The 18,828-nt window shown below is 66.9% G+C and carries 15 protein-coding genes and 4 tRNA genes; 13 read left to right on the top strand and 6 right to left on the bottom strand.

The window, feature by feature from the left end:
- Positions 1–18 precede the first annotated feature (18 nt).
- Positions 19–489 carry an anaerobic ribonucleoside-triphosphate reductase-activating protein gene (gene nrdG / locus E5K04_RS13210; protein WP_136554881.1) on the bottom strand — a complete coding sequence of 157 codons (471 nt, stop codon included), beginning with the start codon at positions 487–489 and terminating at the stop codon, positions 19–21.
- Between the two features lie 52 nt (positions 490–541).
- Positions 542–2,659: an anaerobic ribonucleoside-triphosphate reductase gene (nrdD, locus tag E5K04_RS13205; RefSeq protein ID WP_136554879.1), complete on the bottom strand. Its 2,118-nt coding sequence runs from the start codon at positions 2,657–2,659 to the stop codon at positions 542–544.
- A 269-nt stretch (positions 2,660–2,928) separates the two neighbouring features.
- On the opposite strand from nrdD, the gene E5K04_RS13200 reads away from it, so the two are divergent.
- From E5K04_RS13200 to E5K04_RS13145, 12 genes are all read left to right on the top strand, one after another.
- Positions 2,929–4,134 (top strand): glycine C-acetyltransferase, encoded by a 1,206-nt coding sequence (locus E5K04_RS13200; protein WP_136554877.1) that lies wholly within the window; start codon positions 2,929–2,931, stop codon positions 4,132–4,134.
- 62 nt (positions 4,135–4,196) lie between these two features.
- Positions 4,197–5,222 carry an L-threonine 3-dehydrogenase gene (gene tdh / locus E5K04_RS13195; RefSeq protein ID WP_136554874.1) on the top strand — a complete coding sequence of 342 codons (1,026 nt, stop codon included), beginning with the start codon at positions 4,197–4,199 and terminating at the stop codon, positions 5,220–5,222.
- Between the two features lie 144 nt (positions 5,223–5,366).
- Entirely contained in the window at positions 5,367–6,740 is a 1,374-nt protein-coding gene (gene hemG, locus E5K04_RS13190; protein ID WP_168929226.1) for a protoporphyrinogen oxidase, read from the top strand.
- A 92-nt stretch (positions 6,741–6,832) separates the two neighbouring features.
- The gene (gene glyQ / locus E5K04_RS13185; protein ID WP_136554870.1) at positions 6,833–7,726 is read left to right on the top strand and encodes a glycine--tRNA ligase subunit alpha; all 894 of its coding nucleotides are present in this window, start codon (positions 6,833–6,835) and stop codon (positions 7,724–7,726) included.
- Between the two features lies 1 nt (position 7,727).
- On the top strand, positions 7,728–8,156 hold the full coding sequence (locus E5K04_RS13180) for a surface-adhesin E family protein (protein ID WP_235844371.1): 429 nt from the start codon (positions 7,728–7,730) through the stop codon (positions 8,154–8,156).
- A 2-nt stretch (positions 8,157–8,158) separates the two neighbouring features.
- Positions 8,159–10,219: a glycine--tRNA ligase subunit beta gene (gene glyS, locus E5K04_RS13175; protein ID WP_136554973.1), complete on the top strand. Its 2,061-nt coding sequence runs from the start codon at positions 8,159–8,161 to the stop codon at positions 10,217–10,219.
- A gap of 51 nt (positions 10,220–10,270) precedes the next feature.
- The gene (gene gmhB, locus E5K04_RS13170; RefSeq protein WP_136554868.1) at positions 10,271–10,810 is read left to right on the top strand and encodes a D-glycero-beta-D-manno-heptose 1,7-bisphosphate 7-phosphatase; all 540 of its coding nucleotides are present in this window, start codon (positions 10,271–10,273) and stop codon (positions 10,808–10,810) included.
- A gap of 13 nt (positions 10,811–10,823) precedes the next feature.
- Positions 10,824–11,603 carry a lysophospholipid acyltransferase family protein gene (locus tag E5K04_RS13165; protein ID WP_136554866.1) on the top strand — a complete coding sequence of 260 codons (780 nt, stop codon included), beginning with the start codon at positions 10,824–10,826 and terminating at the stop codon, positions 11,601–11,603.
- Positions 11,569–12,279: a M48 family metallopeptidase gene (locus E5K04_RS13160; RefSeq protein ID WP_136554863.1), complete on the top strand. Its 711-nt coding sequence runs from the start codon at positions 11,569–11,571 to the stop codon at positions 12,277–12,279. The genes E5K04_RS13165 and E5K04_RS13160 overlap by 35 nt, the downstream gene beginning before the upstream one ends.
- Before the next feature lie 27 nt (positions 12,280–12,306).
- Entirely contained in the window at positions 12,307–12,696 is a 390-nt protein-coding gene (gloA, locus tag E5K04_RS13155) for a lactoylglutathione lyase (RefSeq protein ID WP_136554861.1), read from the top strand.
- Between the two features lie 24 nt (positions 12,697–12,720).
- Positions 12,721–14,118 (top strand): sodium:proton antiporter, encoded by a 1,398-nt coding sequence (locus tag E5K04_RS13150; RefSeq protein ID WP_136554858.1) that lies wholly within the window; start codon positions 12,721–12,723, stop codon positions 14,116–14,118.
- Positions 14,119–14,261: 143 nt separating this feature from the next.
- On the top strand, positions 14,262–15,272 hold the full coding sequence (locus tag E5K04_RS13145; protein ID WP_136554856.1) for a proline racemase family protein: 1,011 nt from the start codon (positions 14,262–14,264) through the stop codon (positions 15,270–15,272).
- Between the two features lie 114 nt (positions 15,273–15,386).
- Here E5K04_RS13145 and E5K04_RS13140 read toward each other — a convergent pair.
- The 4 genes from E5K04_RS13140 to E5K04_RS13125 form a co-directional block, all read right to left on the bottom strand.
- Positions 15,387–15,473, bottom strand: a tRNA-Leu gene (locus tag E5K04_RS13140).
- Positions 15,474–15,505: 32 nt separating this feature from the next.
- Positions 15,506–15,592: transfer RNA gene (locus E5K04_RS13135), tRNA-Leu, on the bottom strand.
- Positions 15,593–15,630: 38 nt separating this feature from the next.
- A tRNA-Leu gene (locus tag E5K04_RS13130) sits at positions 15,631–15,717 on the bottom strand.
- Between the two features lie 46 nt (positions 15,718–15,763).
- Positions 15,764–15,850, bottom strand: a tRNA-Leu gene (locus tag E5K04_RS13125).
- A gap of 68 nt (positions 15,851–15,918) precedes the next feature.
- On the opposite strand from E5K04_RS13125, the gene rnr reads away from it, so the two are divergent.
- Positions 15,919–18,696: a ribonuclease R gene (gene rnr / locus E5K04_RS13120; protein ID WP_136554854.1), complete on the top strand. Its 2,778-nt coding sequence runs from the start codon at positions 15,919–15,921 to the stop codon at positions 18,694–18,696.
- Positions 18,697–18,828: the final 132 nt, after the last annotated feature.

Raw genomic sequence — 18,828 nt, 5'->3', positions numbered from 1 at the left:
CTTGCCTGCGCGCGCGGGTCATCCCCCGTTCAGCCGATGGATGAGCTGGTTGCGGCTGCCGCGCCACACTAAAGAGGCGTCGGCTTGCGTCTCGTCATACTTGCCGTCGATGAGCACGTCGACGAGCGCCACTACTTCGCACTGCGCGGGGGTCAGTTGATCCAGCGTGTAGCCGGTCCAGCACCACACGTCCTTGCCCGGGCACTCGGCGCGCACGCGCGCGAGCAGCCGTTTGACGGCGGCAAGGTTCGGCGGGTAGAGCGGGTCGCCGCCGGAGAGCGACAGCCCGCGCCGGCGGATGCGGGCGTCGCTAAGGTCCGCGATCACCCTGTCTTCCATCTCGGCGTCGAACGGCAGGCCGCTGTCGGCCTTCCAGGTCAGAGCGTTGTAGCAGCCGCGGCAGCGGTGTTCGCAGCCGGACACGAACAGGGTCACGCGGGTGCCGGGGCCGTTCACCACGTCGACCGGGTAGTACTGCTGGTAGTTCACGGGGTCTCCTCAGGCCGCGCCCGCCCGCGCTGGGACTGGCGAGGCACCGCGTTTACAGGTGCTTGACGCGGCGTTTGACTTCTTCCTGCTTGCCCGCGTTGAACGGGCGCGCGTCCGGGCTGCCCAGGTAGCCGCACACGCGGCGGGTCACCGACACCCGGGAGGGGTTGTGGTTGCCGCAAGACGGGCAGACGAAGCCCTTGCTGGTGCAGGAAAACTCGCCGGTGAAGCCGCAGTCGTAGCACTCGTCGATCGGCGTGTTGGTGCCGTAGTACGGCACCTTGCGGTAGCTGTAGTCCCACACGTCTTCCAGCGCCTCGACGTTGTGCCTGAGGTTGGGGTACTCGCCGTAGCAGATGAAGCCGCCGTTGGAGATGGGCGGGTACGGCGCCTCGAAGTCGATCTTGTCGAAGGGGTTGACCTTCTTCTCGACGTCGAGGTGGAAGCTGTTGGTGTAGTAGCCCTTGTCGGTGACGCCGGCGATGGCGCCGAAGTCGCGCGCGTCGATCCGGCAAAAGCGCGAGCACAGGTTTTCCGAAGGCGTCGCGTACAGGCTGAAGCCGTAGCCGGTCTCGGTCTTCCACGCGTCGGTCGCCGCGCGCAGCCGCTCGACGATGGCGATGGCCTTGGCGCGCAGCGCCTCGCTGTCGTAGAGGTGGGTGGCGGCGCCGTAGAGCGCGTTGACGGTTTCATGCAGGCCGATGTAACCCAGGCTGATCGACGCGCGGCCGTCCTTGAAGATCTCGCTGACGTCGTCGTCGGCCTTCAGGCGCACGCCGCACGCGCCTTCCATATAGAGGATGGGCGCGACGCGCGCCTTCACGCCCTTGAGCCGCTCGATGCGGTAGTTGAGCGCCTCGCGCGCGACGTCCAAACGTTCGTCCAGCAACTGCCAGAAGCGCGTCTCGTCGCCGGCGGCCTCGATGGCGATGCGCGGCAGGTTCAGGCTGACCACGCCCAGGTTGTTGCGGCCTTCGTGCTGTTCGACGCCGTCCTTCTCCCAGCGCGACAGGAAGGAGCGGCAGCCCATCGGCGTCTTGAACGAGCCGGTGACGCGCACCACCTCGTCGTAGTTGAGGATGTCCGGATACATGCGGCGGCTCGCGCATTCGAGCGCCAGCTGCTTGATGTCGTAGTTGGGGTCGCCCGCCTTGTGGTTGAGACCGTCGCGGATCGCGAACACCAGTTTGGGGAACACCGCGGTCTTGCGGTTCTTGCCCAGCCCCTCGATGCGGTTGGCGAGGATGGCGCGCTGGATCATGCGCGCCTGCCAGCTCTCGCCCAGCCCGAAGCCGAAGGTGACGAACGGCGTCTGCCCGTTCGAGGTGTGCAGGGTGTTCACCTCGTATTCGAGCGACTGGAACGCGTCGTGGCAGTCCTTCTCGGTGCGCGCCATCGCGTAGCCGTCGATGTCGGCGACGCCCCATTCCTCGGCGACCGTGCGGTGCTTGGCGTGGCTGAGGGTGACGTAGGGCGCGAGCACCTCGTCGATGCGGTTGATGGTGGTGCCGCCGTAAATATGGCTGGCCACCTGCGCGATGATCTGCGCGGTGACCGCGGTGGCGCTGGTGATCGAGCGCGGGGTGTCGATCTCGGCGTTGCCCATCTTGAAGCCGCGCGTCAGCATGCCTTCGAGGTCGATCAGCATGCAGTTGAACATCGGGAAGAACGGCGAGTAGTCGAGGTCGTGAAAGTGCATCTCGCCCGCCTCGTGCGCGCGGGCGACGGCCCGCGGCAACAGCCGGGTCAGCGCGTAGTGGCGCGCGACGATGCCGGCCAGCAGGTCGCGCTGGGTGGGGATCACCTTGGCGTCCTTGTTGGCGTTCTCATTGAGCAGCGCGCTGTCGTTCTGCTCGATCAGGCCGGCGATGTCGCGCGCCAGGCGGCCGCGCGCCTCGCGGGCGAGGTCGCGGTCGTGGCGGTATTCGATATAGCGGCGCGCGACGGCGGGCGCGACGGTCATCAGCGCGTCCTCGACGCGCTGCTGCACTTCGTGGATGTCGACTTCGGCGCGCGTATCCAGCGCGGCTTGCAGCGTGCGGGCGATGCCCTCGGCGAGGTCGGGGTCGGCGTGGCCGGCGGCGGCACTGGCGGCGAGGACGGCGTCGGCGATGCGCGCGCGCTCGAAGGGGGCGCGGCAGCCGTCGCGCTTGATGATCACGGTGGGCATGAGATCCTTACTACGGGTGTTAACCACTACATATGGTTAACACGCTGGTGTCTTGTCAAAATGTTGCGGCATTGAAGCAGTTTGGACGCTGTCAGGTATTGATCCAGGACAGGTTTTCGCGCGAGGGGGCGTACTTTAAGCCAGAGTATGCTTGCTTTCAAATATTCGGATGCGGGGGTATTCTCACGCCTTCGCGTATTTAGCGTTCGGCGCCGTGCCCGGCACCGGACGCCTACATTGACAGTGCCGCTTCTGGACAAGGATGCACGATGAACCACACCTACCTCGCCCACCTCGAAGCCACGCTCGCCCAGATCAAGGCTGACGGCTTCGAGAAGCCCGAACGCGTGATCGCCACCCCGCAGAGCGCCGACGTCGCGCTCGCGGACGGCGCGCATGTGCTGAACTTCTGCGCCAACAACTACCTCGGCCTCGCCGACGACGCGCGCCTGATCGCCGCGGCCAAGCAGGGGCTGGACGACTACGGCTACGGTTGTGCGTCGGTGCGTTTCATCTGCGGCACGCAGACCGTGCACAAGGACCTTGAGCGCGCCATCTCCGGCCTGCTCGGCACCGACGACACCATCCTCTATTCCAGCTGCTTCGACGCCAACGGCGGCGTGTTCGAGACGCTGCTGGGCGAGGAAGACGCGGTGATCTCCGACGCGCTCAACCACGCGTCCATCATCGATGGCGTGCGCCTGTGCAAGGCCAAGCGCTTCCGTTACGCGAACAACGACATGGCCGACCTCGAGGCGCAACTGCAAGCGGCCGACGCCGCCGGCGCGCGCTTCAAGCTGATCGTCACCGACGGCGTGTTCTCGATGGACGGCATCATCGCCGACCTCAAGTCCGTCTGCGACCTGGCCGAGCGCTACGGCGCGCTGGTGATGGTGGATGATTCGCACGCGGTCGGCTTCATTGGCGACACCGGCGCCGGCACCCCCGAGCTGTGCGGCGTGTCTGACCGCGTCGACATCTACACCGGCACGCTGGGCAAGGCGCTCGGCGGCGCGTCCGGCGGCTACGTGTCCGGCCGCGCGGCCATCGTCGCGCTGCTGCGCCAGCGCTCGCGCCCCTACCTGTTCTCCAACTCGCTGGCGCCGGCGATCACCGCGGCCAGCGTCAAGGTGCTGCAGATCCTGCAGGGCGAAGAGGGCCGTGCGCTGCGCGAAAAGCTTACGGCCAACGCCGAGCGCTTCCGCGCCGGCATGAGCGCGGCCGGCTTTAGCTTGGTGCCGGGCGAACACCCGATCATCCCGGTGATGCTGGGCGACGCGCGCCTGGCCGGCGAAATGGCGTCGCGCCTGCTCGCCGAGGGCGTGTACGTGGTCGGCTTCTCGTTCCCGGTGGTGCCCAAGGGCAAGGCGCGCATCCGCACGCAGATGTCCGCCGCGCACAGCTTCGAGCAGATCGACCGCGCCATCGAGGCATTCACCCGCGTCGGCCGCGAGCTGGGCGTGATCACCGCTTAAATTGCACGGAGCGCCGCGCGGCTCACCCGCGCGGCGCCGCAAAGAAGAAGGATGTTACAGAGATGAAAGCACTTGCCAAACTGCAAGCGGCGCCGGGTCTGGAGATGACCGACGTGCCGATGCCCGAGGTCGGCCCGAACGACCTGCTGATCAAGATCACCAAGACCGCGATCTGCGGCACCGACATCCATATCTGGAACTGGGACGAGTGGTCGCAGAAGACCATCCCGGTGCCGATGCACGTCGGCCACGAGTACGTCGGCGTCGTCGCCGGCATGGGCTCGGAAGTGAAGGGCTTCAAGATCGGCGAGCGCGTCTCCGGCGAAGGCCACATCACCTGCGGCCACTGCCGAAACTGCCGCGCCGGCCGTCGCCACCTGTGCCGCAACACGGTCGGTGTCGGCGTCAACCGCGCCGGCGCGTTCGCCGAGTACCTGGTGATCCCGGCGTTCAACGCCTTCCCGATCCCCGACGGCATCTCGGACGACCTGGCCGCCATCTTCGACCCGTTCGGCAACGCGGTGCACACCGCGCTGTCGTTCAATATGGTCGGCGAGGACGTGCTGATCACCGGCGCCGGCCCGATCGGCATCATGGCGGTCGCCGTCGCCCGCCACGTCGGCGCGCGCCACGTGGTGGTCACCGACGTCAACGAGTACCGCCTCGATCTCGCCCGCAAGATGGGCGCGAGCCGCGCGGTCAACGTCGCCAAGGAAGACCTGAAGGCGGTGATGAGCGAGCTGCACATGTGCGAGGGCTTCGACGTGGGCCTCGAGATGTCGGGCAACCCGCACGCGTTCCGCCAGATGCTGGAAGTGATGAACAACGGCGGCAAGATCGCGCTGCTGGGCATCCCGCCGGCCGACACCGCGATCGACTGGAACCAGGTGATCTTCAAGGGCCTCGAGATCAAGGGCATCTACGGCCGCGAGATGTTCGAGACCTGGTACAAGATGGTCGCGTTGATCCAGTCCGGCCTCGACATCAGCCCCATCATCACCCACCACTTCAAGGTCGACGACTACCGCCAGGGCTTCGAGGCGATGCTCTCCGGCCACAGCGGCAAGGTCATCCTCGACTGGCAGTAAACCCGGGCTTTGCCCGGGACGGACAGAAGCCTGCTTGCGCCGCAAGCGGGCTTTTTTTGGATTTGAAGACAGCCAAGGCGGCTCGGCGCGCCGCCTTGACCGCCGTCAACTGTTTGGACTGCCCTTTGCGGCATGCTTGCTTTCATGAACGATACCAACAGCTTGCAAACTTTCCCCGGCCAGGACGCCACGACCGTGCTGGTGGCTGGTGCCGGCATTTCCGGCCTGTCCTCGGCGTGGCACCTCGCGCAAGAGGGCGTTGCCGTGCGCGTGTACGAGGCGGCCAGCCGCGTCGGCGGCAAGATCATGAGCCTTGAGGCGGGCGGCGCGAGCTACGAGGGCGGCCCGAACACCCTGCTCGCCGACGGCGCGCAGCTCGAATGGCTCGCCTCGCTCGGGCTGTCGGTCGAGTACCCGTCGAAACTCTCGAAGAAACGCTACGTGCTGCAGCAGGGGCGCTACCGCCCGCTGCCGGCCGGCCCGGTGAGCTTCCTGTTCGGCGACTTCTTCAGCTGGCGCGCCAAGGCGAAAATCCTCAGCGAGCCGTGGCGGCGCAACGCGCCGGCGTCGGACGCCGAGACGGTCGCCGACTTCATCCGCCGCCGCCTGGGTGGCGAGGTGCTCGACAAGGCGGTCAACCCCTTCGTCGGCGGCGTGTTCGCCGGCGACCCGGAGAAACTGCTGGTCGGCGAGACGCTGGGCCTGCTGGCCCGCGCCGAGCGCGAGGCCGGCTCGATCACCGGCGGCATGTGGCGGCGCGCGCGCGCGGGCGCCTTGCGCCGGCGCGACACCTATTCGCTCAAGGGCGGGCTGGAAGCGCTGCCGCGCGCACTCGCGCGCGGACTGGACGTGCGGCTGGGCTGCCCGGTGATGGCGCTCGAGCGCGACGCGGACGGCTCCTGGTGGGTCGAGACCGGCAACGCGCGCGTGCACGCCGAAAAAGTGGTGCTCGCGCTGCCCGCGTTCGCGGCGGCGCGCCTGCTGGAAAACGTCGACGCGGCAGCGGCCGAGGCGCTCGCCGCGGTGCGCTACGCGCCGATGACGGTGGTGGTCAGCCGCATCGCGCGGGCCGACCTTACCCGTCCGCTCGAGGGCTTCGGCGGGCTCAACCCGGCCTGCGAGGGCGCGTTCGCCGCCGGCCACCTGATGACCGGCGCGCTCTACCCCGGGCGCTGCGCCGAAGACGAGGTGCTGGTGACCAGCTTCGTCGGCGGCGAGCAGTACGCGGCCAACGCGACGCTCGCCGACGACGCGCTGCTCGCCGCGCTCAACGCCGAACTTGGGTCGCTATTGGGGCTCACCGGCACGCCGCGCGCGCAGCATGTGGTGCGCTGGCCCGCCGCGATCGCGCAGGGGAGCAGTGAAGTGCTGGCGGTGCGCGAGGCGTCGGCACGGCTGGCCGCGCAGGGGGTCTACCTGTGCGCGTCTTACCTTGACGGCGTGTCGGTGCCCGACTGCATCGGCAAGGGCCGGCGCCTAGCCGGGACAATTGCCGACGAACTGGTCGTGATGCCATAAGCAACGCCGGCGGGGCTTCCCGCCGGCGTTTGCTTTTCCCGTGGCCTGTTCGCCGTTAGAATCGTCCTTTGATTCTAAAACGACGAACCGCCATGCTGACCTTCCAGGAAATCATCCTCACGCTGCAGAACTATTGGAACCGGCAAGGCTGCGTGATCATGCAGCCTTTCGACATGGAGGTGGGCGCGGGGACGTCCCACCCGGCCACCTGCCTGCGCGCTATCGGTCCCGAGCCGTGGAACGCCGCGTACGTGCAGCCGTCGCGCCGCCCGAAGGACGGCCGCTACGGCGAGAACCCGAACCGCCTGCAGCACTACTACCAGTTCCAGGTGGCGCTCAAGCCCAGCCCGGACAATATCCAGGAACTCTACCTGGGTTCGCTCAAGGAACTGGGCATCGATCCGACCGTGCACGACATCCGTTTCGTCGAGGACGACTGGGAGAACCCGACCCTCGGCGCGTGGGGCCTCGGCTGGGAAGTCTGGCTCAACGGCATGGAAGTGACGCAGTTCACCTACTTCCAGCAAGTCGGCGGCCTCGACTGCAAGCCGGTGCTGGGCGAGATCACCTACGGCATCGAGCGTCTGGCCATGTACCTGCAGGGCGTCGAGAACGTGTACGACCTGTTGTGGACGGTGTACCCGAACGGCCAGCGCGTCACCTACGGCGACGTCTACCACCAGAACGAGGTCGAGCAGTCGACGTACAACTTCGAGTACGCCAACGTCGACAAGCTGTTCGAGCTGTTCGCCTACTACGAGTCCGAGGCCAAGCGCCTGCTGGACATCCCGCTCGCGCTGCCCGCGTACGAGATGGTGCTCAAGGCCGGCCACAGCTTCAACCTGCTGGACGCGCGCGGCGCGATCTCGGTGACCGAACGCGCCGCCTATATCGGCCGCGTGCGCGCGCTCTCGCGCGGCGTCGCCCAGGCGTACTACGCGTCGCGCGAGGCGCTCGGCTTCCCGATGTGCCCGAAGGCCAACTGACGTGACGTTCCGCCTGCCCCTGATGCTGCTGGCGCTCGCGCCGGCCTTCGCGGCTGCCGCCGACTGGCGCGTCTACGACGAAGGCCCGGCGCTGCAACTGTCGATCGACGCGGCGAGCGTCTGGCACGACAAGGGCAGGGTCCATTTCGTGAACCAGGAGCGGTTCACCGAACGCCAGCGCTCGAAAGAGCTGGCGATCGACTATCACATCCGCCGGCTCGAAGGCTGGGCCGAATGTAACAGGCAGCGCTACGCCTTTGTCTCCGCCGGCTACTACCGGCTGGACGGCAAGAGCGTGTACGCGCAGATGTTCCCGCTGCCCGAGTATGACTGGGCCTGGCAGGATGTAGACCGGGGGTCGGTCGCCGCGGCGATGTTCGCCGAGGTGTGCCGGCTTGCAAGAACCGCCCACAGCAAGAAAACACCATGACCATGCAACAGACGCTGCTTATCGAACTCCTGACCGAGGAGCTGCCGCCCAAGGCGCTGCAGCGCCTCGCCGACAGCTTTGCCACCACCATCACCGACGAACTCAAGCGGATGGGCTTTGCCGGCGCCGACGCCGAAGCGGCCGTGTTCGCCAGCCCCCGCCGCCTGGCGGTCAGCCTGCCTGGCGTACTCAACCTGCAGCCCGAGCAGACCATCGTGCGCAAGGGCCCGTCGCTTGCCGCCGGCATGAAGGACGGCGTGCCCTCCAAGGCGCTGGAAGGCTTCGCGCGCTCGTGCGGCGTCGCCGTGTCCGAGTTGACCACCATGAGCGACGGCAAGCAGGACGTGTACGCGTACCAGAGCGTCAAGGCGGGCGAGCCCTTGTCGGCGGTGCTCGCCGGCGTCGTCGAGCTTGCGCTGAAGAAGCTGCCGGCGCCCAAGCTGATGCGCTGGGGCGACCTCGAGCACCAGTTCGTCCGTCCGGTACACGGGCTGATGATGCTGTGGGGCGAGACCGTGGTCGACGGCGAGGTGCTGGGCCTGAAGAGCCGCAACGCGACCCGCGGCCACCGCTTCATGAGCGAGGGCGAGGTGTTCGTCGAGCACGCCGACGCGTACGCGAAGACGATGTTCGAGACCGGCAAGGTGGTCGCCAGCTTCACCGCGCGCCGCGAACTGATCGGCAAGCGCCTGCGTGACGCGGCTGCCGTGCTCGGCGCGACCATCGCCGCCGACGACGCGCTGCTCGACGAAGTCACCGCGCTGGTCGAATGGCCGGTGGTGCTGGAGGCCGGCTTCGAGGCCGAGTTCCTCAAGGTGCCGCAGGAATGCCTGATCCTGACCATGCAGCAGAACCAGAAGTACTTCCCGCTGCTGGACGCTGCCGGCAAGCTGATGAACCGCTTCTTGCTGGTGTCGAACATCGAGGCGGCCGACCCCATCCATGTGGTGCAGGGCAACGAGCGCGTGCTGCGCGCGCGCCTGTCGGACGCCAAGTTCTTCTTCGAGCAGGACCAGAAGCAGACGCTGGACGCGCGCCTGCCCAAGCTTGCCGGTGTCGTCTACCACAACAAGATCGGCTCGCAGCTTGAGCGTGTCGAACGCCTCGAGGCGCTGTCCGCCGCCTTCGCAGGCGCCCTGGGTGCCGATCAGGCCGCCGCGCGCCGCGCCGCGCGCCTCGCCAAGGCCGACCTCGTCACCGACATGGTCGGCGAGTTCCCCGAGCTGCAGGGCGTGATGGGCATGTACTACGCGCGCATTGGCGGCGAGACCGGTGAAGTGGCCGCCGCCATCGAGGGCCATTACCACCCGCGCTTCGCCGGCGACACCCTGCCCGAGGGCAAGGTCGCGACCGCCGTCGCGCTGGCCGACAAGCTCGAGTCCATCGTCGGCATCTGGGGCATCGGCCTGATCCCGACCGGCGACAAGGACCCGTTCGCGCTGCGCCGCGCCGCGCTTGGCGTGCTGCGCATGGTGATGGAAACCCCGCTCGACCTGCGGGTTCTGGTGGCCGACACCGCCGCCGCCTTCCCGGCCGGCCTGCTCGCCGACGGCACCGTCGACGAAGTGGTCGCCTTCTGCCAGGAGCGCCTGAAGCACCTGCTGGCCGCCGAGTACAAGGCCGACGAGATCGACGCCGTGCTGTCGCTCGCACCGACCCGCCTGGACGAAGTGCGCGCGGTGCTCGCCGCGGTCGCCGGCTTCAAGGCGCTGCCGGAAGCCGCCGCACTGGCCGCCGCCAACAAGCGCGTGAAGAACATCCTGAAGAAGGCCGAAGGCGCGGTGGCTACCGTGAACCCCGCTCTGTTCGCCGAGGATGCCGAGCGCGCGCTGTTCGCCGCGATCGAGGCGATCGCCCCCGAGGTCGACGCCAAGTTCGCAGCGCACGACTTCGAAGGCGCGCTGTCGAGGCTGTCCAGCCTGAAGGCGCCGGTCGACGCGTTCTTCGACGGCGTGATGGTGATGGCCGACGACGCGGCGGTACGTGCGAACCGCATCGCGCTGCTCGCGCGCCTGGCCGAGCTCTTCAACCGCGTGGCCGACATCTCGCTGTTGGCCGACTAAGGGAGGACAGGCGGACGGCCCGCTGCTGGCGGGCCGTCCGCTTTATGCGCGATGAAACTAGTGATTCTCGACCGCGACGGCGTGATCAACCAGGACCGCGACGACTTCGTCAAAAGCGTCGACGAGTGGGTGGCGCTGCCCAGGAGCCTGGAGGCGATCGCCAACCTGACGCAGGACGGCTGGCATGTGGTGGTGGCGACCAACCAGTCGGGCATCGGCCGCGGCTACTTCGACATGGCCGCGCTCAACGCGATGCACGAAAAGATGCACCGGCTGGTCGGCCAGGCCGGCGGGCGCATCGACGCGATCTTCATCTGCCCGCATACCGCGAACGACAAGTGTGGCTGCCGCAAGCCCCTGCCGGGCATGGTGCACGACATCATCGAGCGCTTTAACGTGCGCGCCGAGGGCCTGCCGCTGGTCGGCGACAGCCTGCGCGACCTGGAGGCAGTCGCCGCGGTCGGCGGCCAGCCCATCCTGGTGCGCACCGGCAAGGGCGAGAAGACGCTCGCCGCCGGCAACCTGCCCGAGGGTACGCTGGTGTTCGACACCCTGTTCGACGCCGCCGCCCACCTGATCGCCACGTGCTGACAAGGAAGTACGCATGAGCTTGGGTCTTCTGATTCGCAACCTGATTTACTGGCTGGGCGTGGCAGTGCTCACGCCCTTGTGCTTTGCCGGTATGTTCGTGTTCTGCTGGCTGCCCCGCCGCAAGCGCCACATCTTCGGCCAGACGTGGGCGGTCTCGCTGCTGTGGCTGCTCGAGCATGTGGTCGGCCTGCGCTACCGCGTGGTCGGCGCCGGCAACATCCCGGCCGTGCCGTCCATCATCTGCTCCAAGCACCAGTCCGGCTGGGAGACGCTGGCGCTGCAGAAGATCTTCCCGCCGCAGATCTACGTCGCCAAGCGCGAACTGTTGTGGATCCCGCTGTTCGGCTGGGGGCTGTGGCTGACCAACGCGATCATGATCAACCGCAGCGACCGTGCCAACGCCAACCGGCAGATGCTCGAGCAGGGCCTCGCGCGCAAGGAGCTGGGCTTCTGGATCACCGTGTTCCCGGAAGGCACCCGCGTGCGTCCGGGCGCGCCCGGCAAGTACAAGCTGGGCGCCGCGCGCATGGCCAAGCAACTCGACATGCCGCTGGTGCCGGTCGCGCACAACGCCGGCGAATTCTGGCCGCGCAACGCCTTCTTCAAGCACCCGGGCGAGATCACCGTGGTGATCGGCGAGCCCATCCTGCCCGAAGCCGAGACGGGTCCCGAGGGGCTGATGAAGCAGGCGGAAGCCTGGATCGAGGCGCGCCAGCGCGAGATCGGCGGCGTCGGCCCGTACGCCGACCCGAAAGAGCGTGCCGCGCGCCGTGCCTGCGTCCAGCCTGCCTGATCTGGGCCTGCCGCTGACGCTGGTCCGCCGCCCGCGCAAGCGGGTGTCGCTGCGTGTCGGCGCGGCGGGCGCCGAACTCATCGCCGACCCTTCGGTGCCGGTGGCTTGGCTTGCCGCCTGGCTCAAGCAGAAGCAAGGCTGGCTCATCGAGCGCTACCATGCGGCGCGCAGGGCCGGGCAGACGCCGCCCGACTCGCTTTTGTGGCAGGGTAGGGCGCTCGCGCTGGCGTGTGCTGCCGGCAGCCGTGCCGGCCTGCGCCTGAGCCTGGACGATGGGACCGCCTGCCTGAGCGTGCCGGCGCGGGAACTGGGCGACGCGGAAGCGATTCGGGCGCGGCTCTCGTCCTTGCTGCGTAGCCGCGCCCGCGTGCTGTTTGACGAATGTCTCGCGGCATTCGGGCCATCCCTGATGCGCAAGCCTGCCGCGTGGCGTCTATCATCCGCACGTTCGCGTTGGGGTTCGTGCAATGCCGCCGGCGTGGTGAGGCTGAACTGGCGGCTGGTGATGGCGCCGCCGGCGGTGCTCGCGTATGTCGTTGCGCACGAGCTCGCGCACCTCATCCACATGAATCATTCGGCGGCCTTCTGGTCTGAAGTTGATCGTTTGCACCCATCGTGGCGCGCAGATAGGGACTGGTTAAAGACCCACGGCGCGTCATTGTTCAGCCTCGGTTGAACCCTTACCAAAACAGGAGATCTATCCATGCGTTTGCTGCATACCATGCTGCGGGTCGGCGAACTCGACCGTTCGCTGGCCTTCTACCAGGACGTGCTCGGCATGCAATTGCTGCGCCGCCAGGACTACCCGGACGGCCGCTTCACGCTGGCCTTCCTCGGCTACGGCGACGAGGACAGCAACACCGTCATCGAGCTCACCCATAACTGGGACACCGCAAGCTACGAACTGGGCAACGCGTTCGGCCACCTCGCCGTCGAGGTCGACGACGCGTACGCCGCGTGCGACGCGGTGCGCGCCAAGGGCGGCAAGGTCGTGCGCGAAGCCGGCCCGATGAAGCACGGCACCACCGTGATCGCCTTCGTCGAGGACCCGGACGGTTACAAGATCGAATTCATTCAAAAAGGCACCCGTTAAGGGGCCGCTAATCACGGAGACATGATGTTCAAGAAAATGCTTGTGGCCGCCACGCTGGGCTTGCTGCCCGCGCTGGCCAGTGCCGCCGAGCTCGACGGCGCGACGCTCAGCCTGATGTGGGGGCTGCCGTTCGCGGCCATCCTGCTGTCGATCGCGCTGTTCCCGATCTTTGCGCCGGGCTTCTGGCACCACCATTTCGGCAAGATCACCGCGCTGTGGACGGTGTGCTTCCTGGTGCCGTTCATCGCCGTGTTCGGCTTCGGCGCGTCGGCCGCGCTGGTCGTGCACGCGCTGATCGCCGAGTACATCCCCTTCATCATCCTGCTGCTGGCGCTGTATACGGTGTCCGGCGGCATCCTGGTGTGGGGCAACCTGCACGGCTCGCCCAAGCTCAACACCACGATCCTGGCGATCGGTACCGTGCTCGCGTCGATCATGGGGACCACCGGCGCGGCGATGCTGCTGATCCGCCCGCTGCTCAAGGCCAACGACAACCGCAAGCACAACGTGCACGTGGTGGTGTTCTTCATCTTCCTGGTCGCCAACGTCGGCGGCGGCCTGACCCCGCTGGGCGACCCGCCGCTGTTCCTGGGCTTCCTCAAGGGCGTGACCTTCGGCTGGACCATGGTGCACATGGCGCTGCCGGTGTTGCTGACCGCGCTGATCCTGCTGGCGATCTTCTACGCGGTCGACAGCTACTTCTTCGCCAAGGAAGGCGTCGAGCCGCGTGACCCGACCCCGGACGCGCCGATCTCGCTGCACGGCAAGTTCAACTTCCTGCTCTTGGGCGGCGTGGTCGGCGGCGTGCTGCTGTCCGGCTTCTGGAAACCGGGCGTGTCCTTCGACGTGATGGGCACCCACTGGGAACTGCAGAACATGGTGCGTGACGGCCTGCTGCTGGCGATCGCCGGCGCGTCGCTGATGCTGACGCCCAAGCAGGTGCGCGCGGGCAACGACTTCAACTGGGACCCGATCCTCGAAGTGGGCAAGTTGTTCGCCGGCATCTTCGTGACCATCGCGCCGGTGATCGCCATCCTGCGCGCCGGCACCGACGGCCACCTGGCGCCGCTGGTGCATATGGTGTCCGACAGTTCGGGTGCGCCGATCGACACCATGTATTTCTGGATGACCGGCATCCTGTCGAGCTTCCTCGACAACGCGCCGACCTACCTGGTGTTCTTCAACCTCGCGCACGGTGACGCGCAGACCATGATGGGCCCTATGGCCGACACCCTGCTGGCGATCTCGATGGGTGCGGTGTTCATGGGTGCCAACACCTATATCGGTAACGCGCCGAACTTCATGGTGAAGGCGATCGCCGAACAGCGCGGCGTGAAGATGCCGAGCTTCTTCGGCTATATGGCGTGGTCGATCTGTTTCCTGCTGCCGGTGTTCGCGCTGCTCACCTTCGTGTTCTTCTGATCAGTCGTTCCTGCTGCACCAGGCCCGCCCGATGGCGGGCCTTTTTCATGCGCGTTTGATTTGCGCCAAGTTAAGCGGTGCGGGCTTCATTTATAAATAGTCATCGATACCTATATTGCCGGCACAGGCCGGCCGGAGGCGAGATGAAGTTTTCCAACCTGGTACAGGCGGTCGACGCGCATACGGCAGGGGAGCCGGCGCGGGTGCTCACCGGCGGCATGCCGTTCATCCCGGGGTGCGACATGCCCGCCAAGCGCGCGTGGTTCCAGCGCGAACTCGACTACCTGCGCACGGCGGTGATGCTCGAGCCGCGCGGCCACGCAGACATGTTCGGCTCGATGCTGCTCGCGCCGACCCGCGATGACGCCGACCTCGGCGTGCTGTTCCTCGACAGCGGCGGCTACCTCAATATGTGCGTGCACGGCTCGATCGCCGCGGTGACCGTCGCGATGGAAACCGGCATCGTGCCGATGGACGAGGGGGTGTCGCATCTGACACTGGAGACGCCGGCCGGCTTGGTGCGCGCCAAGGCCGAGGTTAGCAACGGTCGGGTGCGCGAGGTGGCGATCGCCAATATCCCGGCCTTCGTCGCGCACCTGGACGCTACGGTCGACGTGCCGGGGCTGGGGAGCGTGCGCATGGACGTCGCCTTCGGCGGCAACTTCTTCGCGCTTGTCGACGCTGCGCAACTGGGGGTGGCGCTGGTGCCGGAGAACGCGGCTGCGCTGGCCGGGCTTGGTGTGCGGCTGCGCGACGCGGCCAACGCAGCGCTTAGGGTGCGTCACCCCGAGCTGCAGCATATCGACAGCATTGACCTCGTCGAACTCTACAGCCACGAGGACGCGGGCGAGGGCGCCTGTTGCCGCAACGTGGTGGTGTTCGGCGACGGCCAGCTCGATCGTTCGCCATGCGGCACCGGCACCTGCGCGAAGATGGCGTGCCTCGCCGCGCGCGGCCAGTTGGCCGAGGGCGGGACCTTCGTCAACGAGAGCATCATCGGCACCCGTTTTCACGGGCGCGTGCTGGGGCATGCCCGGGTTGGCGCCTTCGACGCGATCCTGCCGCAAGTCAGCGGCGCGGCGTATATCACTGGTTTCAACCAGTTGCTGATCGACGAGCGCGACCCGGTACGCCACGGCTTCATGCTGAAGTAGGCGAGGGCTCAAATGCACAAGGCCAGCGCGGAGGCTGGCCTTGTGAGGAATTGCCGCCTTATGGCGGGCTGAAATGGAAAAAGGCCAGCGCAAGCGCTGACCTTTGAAATTCCTTGGTGCCCAAGAGAAGACTCGAACTTCCACACCCTTGCGGGCGCTAGGACCTGAACCTAGTGCGTCTACCAATTCCGCCACCTGGGCACAACAGAGTATTTAGACGTTTGCGGTATCGCTGGTGCCCAGGAGAAGACTCGAACTTCCACACCGTTGCCGGCGCTAGGACCTGAACCTAGTGCGTCTACCAATTCCGCCACCTGGGCATGCCAAAGTGCGAAACCGCATTGTCTGTGTTTTGTACTGGTGCCCAGGAGAAGACTCGAACTTCCACACCGTTGCCGGCGCTAGGACCTGAACCTAGTGCGTCTACCAATTCCGCCACCTGGGCCAGAACAAAACAGTTACGCTACTGCAACGATCAAACTAAAAGCGATTGGTGCCCAAGAGAAGACTCGAACTTCCACACCCTTGCGGGCGCTAGGACCTGAACCTAGTGCGTCTACCAATTCCGCCACCTGGGCTTCGCTTTACTGTATGATCTGCGCTACAGTGTTGCAACGAAGTGCGAATTATATTGAGCTCTCAGCGAATGTCAACGCCTACCTCCAAAAAAAATCGCAATATCCCGCCCCTGCGCCTGCAGGATCCCCATCTTGAGCGTGAAAAGCTCAAATACGAACAGCCGCTACCCAGCCGGGAATTCATCCTGCAGCAACTGGCCGAACACGGCGTGCCGATGTTTGCCGCCGAGTTGTCGGCGCTGCTGGATATCGAAGCGCACGAACAGGCGAATTTCAGCCGCCGCCTCGCGGCGATGGAGCGCAGCGGCGAAGTCGTGATCAACCGCAAGGGCGCAATCTGCGCGGCGGACAAGCTCGACCTGGTGCGTTGCAAGGTCGCCGCGCACCGCGACGGTAACGGTTTTGCCATGCCGCTCGAAGGCGAGGGCGGCGACTTCTATCTGGGTGAGCGCGAGATGCGCCAGCTGTTGCCTGGCGACACCGTGATGGTGCGTCCCGGCGCGCCGGACAGGCGCGGCCGGCGCGAGGGCCGGGTGGTCGAGGTGCTTGAGCGCGCGCTGACCGAGATCGTCGCGCGCGTCTATTTCGAGCATGGCGTGTGGACCGCGCGTGCCGAAGACCGGCGCATCGCGCAGGACTTCCTGGTCGAGCCAGGTGGCGAGGGCAACGCTGCGAGCGGGCAGGTCGTCGTGCTCGGCATCGTCGAATACCCGGGGCTGCACCGCCTGCCGGTCGGCCGGGTGACCGAGGTGCTCGGCGACTACGCCGACCCGGGCATGGAAATCGAGATCGCGCTGCGTAAGCACGACCTGCCGCACCGCTTCAGCGAGGCCGCGCTTGCGCAGGCCAAGGCGACGCCTAAGAAAGTTCGCAAGAAGGACATGGCCGGGCGGGTCGACTTGCGCGAGATGCCGCTGGTTACCATCGACGGCGAGACTTCGCGCGACTTCGACGACGCGGTGTACGCCGAGCGTGCCGGCAAGGGCTGGCGGCTGGTCGTCGCCATCGCCGACGTCAGCCACTATGTGGCGCCGGGCGACGCGCTGGATGTGGACGCGTACGAACGCGCGACCTCGGTCTACTTCCCGCGCCGGGTGATCCCGATGCTGCCCGAGGCCTTGTCCAACGGCATCTGCTCGCTGAACCCCGACGTCGACCGCCTGTGCATGGTGTGCGACATGCAACTGGGCGCGCGCGGCAAGGTCAAGGCGTACCGCTTCTACCCCGCGGTGATGCGTTCGCGCGCACGACTGACTTACGGCCAGGTCTGGCAGTGGCTGCAGGACGGCAGCGAACATCCGCTGCGCGCAGAGATCGACGCGCTCCACGCGGTGTTCCGCCTGCTGCTCGCTCGGCGCGAGCAGCGCGGCGCGATCGAATTCGACACGGTTGAGACGCAGATGCTGTTCAACGAGTCGTGCAAGATCGACGAGATCGTACCGGTGGTGCGCAACGACGCGCACCGCCTGATCGAGGAGTGCATGCTAGCGGCCAACGTCTGCGCGGCCGACTTTATCGCCACGCACCGGCGCAAGGTGTTGTACCGCGTGCACGAGGGGCCGACCCCGGAGAAACTCGAGAACCTGCGCGCCTTCCTGGGCGGGGTCGGTTTGACCCTGGAAGGGGGCGACCAGCCGACCACCGCCGACTACGCGCAACTGGCCGCGACCATCCGCACCCGGCCAGACGCCGAGGTGCTGGAGACCATGTTGCTGCGTTCGATGCAGCAGGCGGTCTATACGCCGGATAACAAGGGGCACTTCGGCCTGGCTTATGCTGCGTACGCGCACTTCACCTCGCCGATCCGCCGCTACCCGGACCTCTTGGTACACCGTGCGATCAAGGCGACGCTGGAAGGCCTCAAATACAAGCCCGCGCGCAAGTGGACCGAGATGGGCGTGCACTGCTCGATGGCCGAGCGGCGTGCCGACGACGCCAGCCGTGACGTCGAGGCCTGGCTGAAGACCTACTATATGCGCGACAAGGTCGGCGAAGTCTTCGAAGGCAAGATTTCCGCCGTCACCGGCTTCGGCGTGTTCGTGCTGCTCGACGGCGTACATGTGGAGGGGCTGGTCCATATCTCCGAACTGGGGCGTGACTACTTCCACTTCCGCAAGGAGCAACAGGCGATCGTCGGCGAGCGCAGCGGTGCGCGCTACCAGCTGGGCGACCGTCTGCAGGTGAAGGTGGTGCGTGCCGACCTCGACGCCGCACGCATCGACTTCGCGCTGGTGGCACCGGATGTGACGGAAGACGTCTCCGCCGAGCCCGCAGCCGGGGCGAGCGCCAAGCGCCGTCGCCGCCGCCGTGGGCCGGCGGCTGGCGACGCAGCGACTGTCGCGGAGGATAGGGGCGCAGGCGATGCCGCCGCTGCAAGTAAAGAGGCGGAAGCACCGGTCGCGGGTGGCGAGGCTGCCACGGCGATGCCTGCCTCTGAAGAGGCCGGCGGTGCCGGGCCGGTTGCTGGTGCGGCAGCCAAGCGTCGACGTCGCCGTAAGTCAGCTGATGATGTCGCGCCTGTCGCGCTAGGTGCGGGCGATGTCGCCGCTACGGAAGTGCCTGTTGCGGGTGGCGAGGCAGCCACGGCGGTGCCGCCGTTTGAAGAGGCGGGCGCTACCGGGCCGGTTGCCGGCACGGGCGCCAAGCGTCGCCGTACGGCTGCAGGCGCTGCCGCCACTAAGGCCAAGGATGAGGAGGTGCCGGCCGCGAGTGGCGAGGCCGTCCCGTCGATGCCAGCCTCCGAAGAGGCGGGGGTTGCCGAAAGCGGGGCGGAGGCGAAGCCGCACCCGCGTCGGCGCCGGCGCAAACCCGCGGCTGGCGCGGAAGATGCTGGGGAAAACAGCTGATCCTTCAAGGGCTTGTCCGGTTTGTGTCGTTTAAGTTGCCGAAAGGTGTTGACGCAGACCGGGCGTCCCCGTATAGTTCGCCACCTCGACGCAACGCACACAACGCGAAACGTCACTGCTCTTTAACAGAAC

It is taken from the genome of Crenobacter intestini (assembly GCF_004919095.1).
Taxonomy (GTDB): Bacteria; Pseudomonadota; Gammaproteobacteria; order Burkholderiales; family Chromobacteriaceae; genus Craterilacuibacter; species Craterilacuibacter intestini.
The sequence above is the reverse complement of the archived record's forward strand: the minus strand, read 5'-3'. Positions and strand labels throughout refer to the sequence as shown.

What these genes read in the sequence shown, in the direction of transcription:
- nrdD (WP_136554879.1), bottom strand. Translation starts at nt 2,659, where the DNA reads ATGCCCACCGTGATCATCAAGCGCGACGGCTGCCGCGCCCCCTTCGAG.
- E5K04_RS13200 (WP_136554877.1), top strand. Translation starts at nt 2,929, where the DNA reads ATGAACCACACCTACCTCGCCCACCTCGAAGCCACGCTCGCCCAGATC.
- tdh (WP_136554874.1), top strand. Translation starts at nt 4,197, where the DNA reads ATGAAAGCACTTGCCAAACTGCAAGCGGCGCCGGGTCTGGAGATGACC.
- hemG (WP_168929226.1), top strand. Translation starts at nt 5,367, where the DNA reads ATGAACGATACCAACAGCTTGCAAACTTTCCCCGGCCAGGACGCCACG.
- glyQ (WP_136554870.1), top strand. Translation starts at nt 6,833, where the DNA reads ATGCTGACCTTCCAGGAAATCATCCTCACGCTGCAGAACTATTGGAAC.
- glyS (WP_136554973.1), top strand. Translation starts at nt 8,159, where the DNA reads ATGCAACAGACGCTGCTTATCGAACTCCTGACCGAGGAGCTGCCGCCC.
- gmhB (WP_136554868.1), top strand. Translation starts at nt 10,271, where the DNA reads ATGAAACTAGTGATTCTCGACCGCGACGGCGTGATCAACCAGGACCGC.
- E5K04_RS13165 (WP_136554866.1), top strand. Translation starts at nt 10,824, where the DNA reads ATGAGCTTGGGTCTTCTGATTCGCAACCTGATTTACTGGCTGGGCGTG.
- gloA (WP_136554861.1), top strand. Translation starts at nt 12,307, where the DNA reads ATGCGTTTGCTGCATACCATGCTGCGGGTCGGCGAACTCGACCGTTCG.
- E5K04_RS13150 (WP_136554858.1), top strand. Translation starts at nt 12,721, where the DNA reads ATGTTCAAGAAAATGCTTGTGGCCGCCACGCTGGGCTTGCTGCCCGCG.
- E5K04_RS13145 (WP_136554856.1), top strand. Translation starts at nt 14,262, where the DNA reads ATGAAGTTTTCCAACCTGGTACAGGCGGTCGACGCGCATACGGCAGGG.
- rnr (WP_136554854.1), top strand. Translation starts at nt 15,919, where the DNA reads ATGTCAACGCCTACCTCCAAAAAAAATCGCAATATCCCGCCCCTGCGC.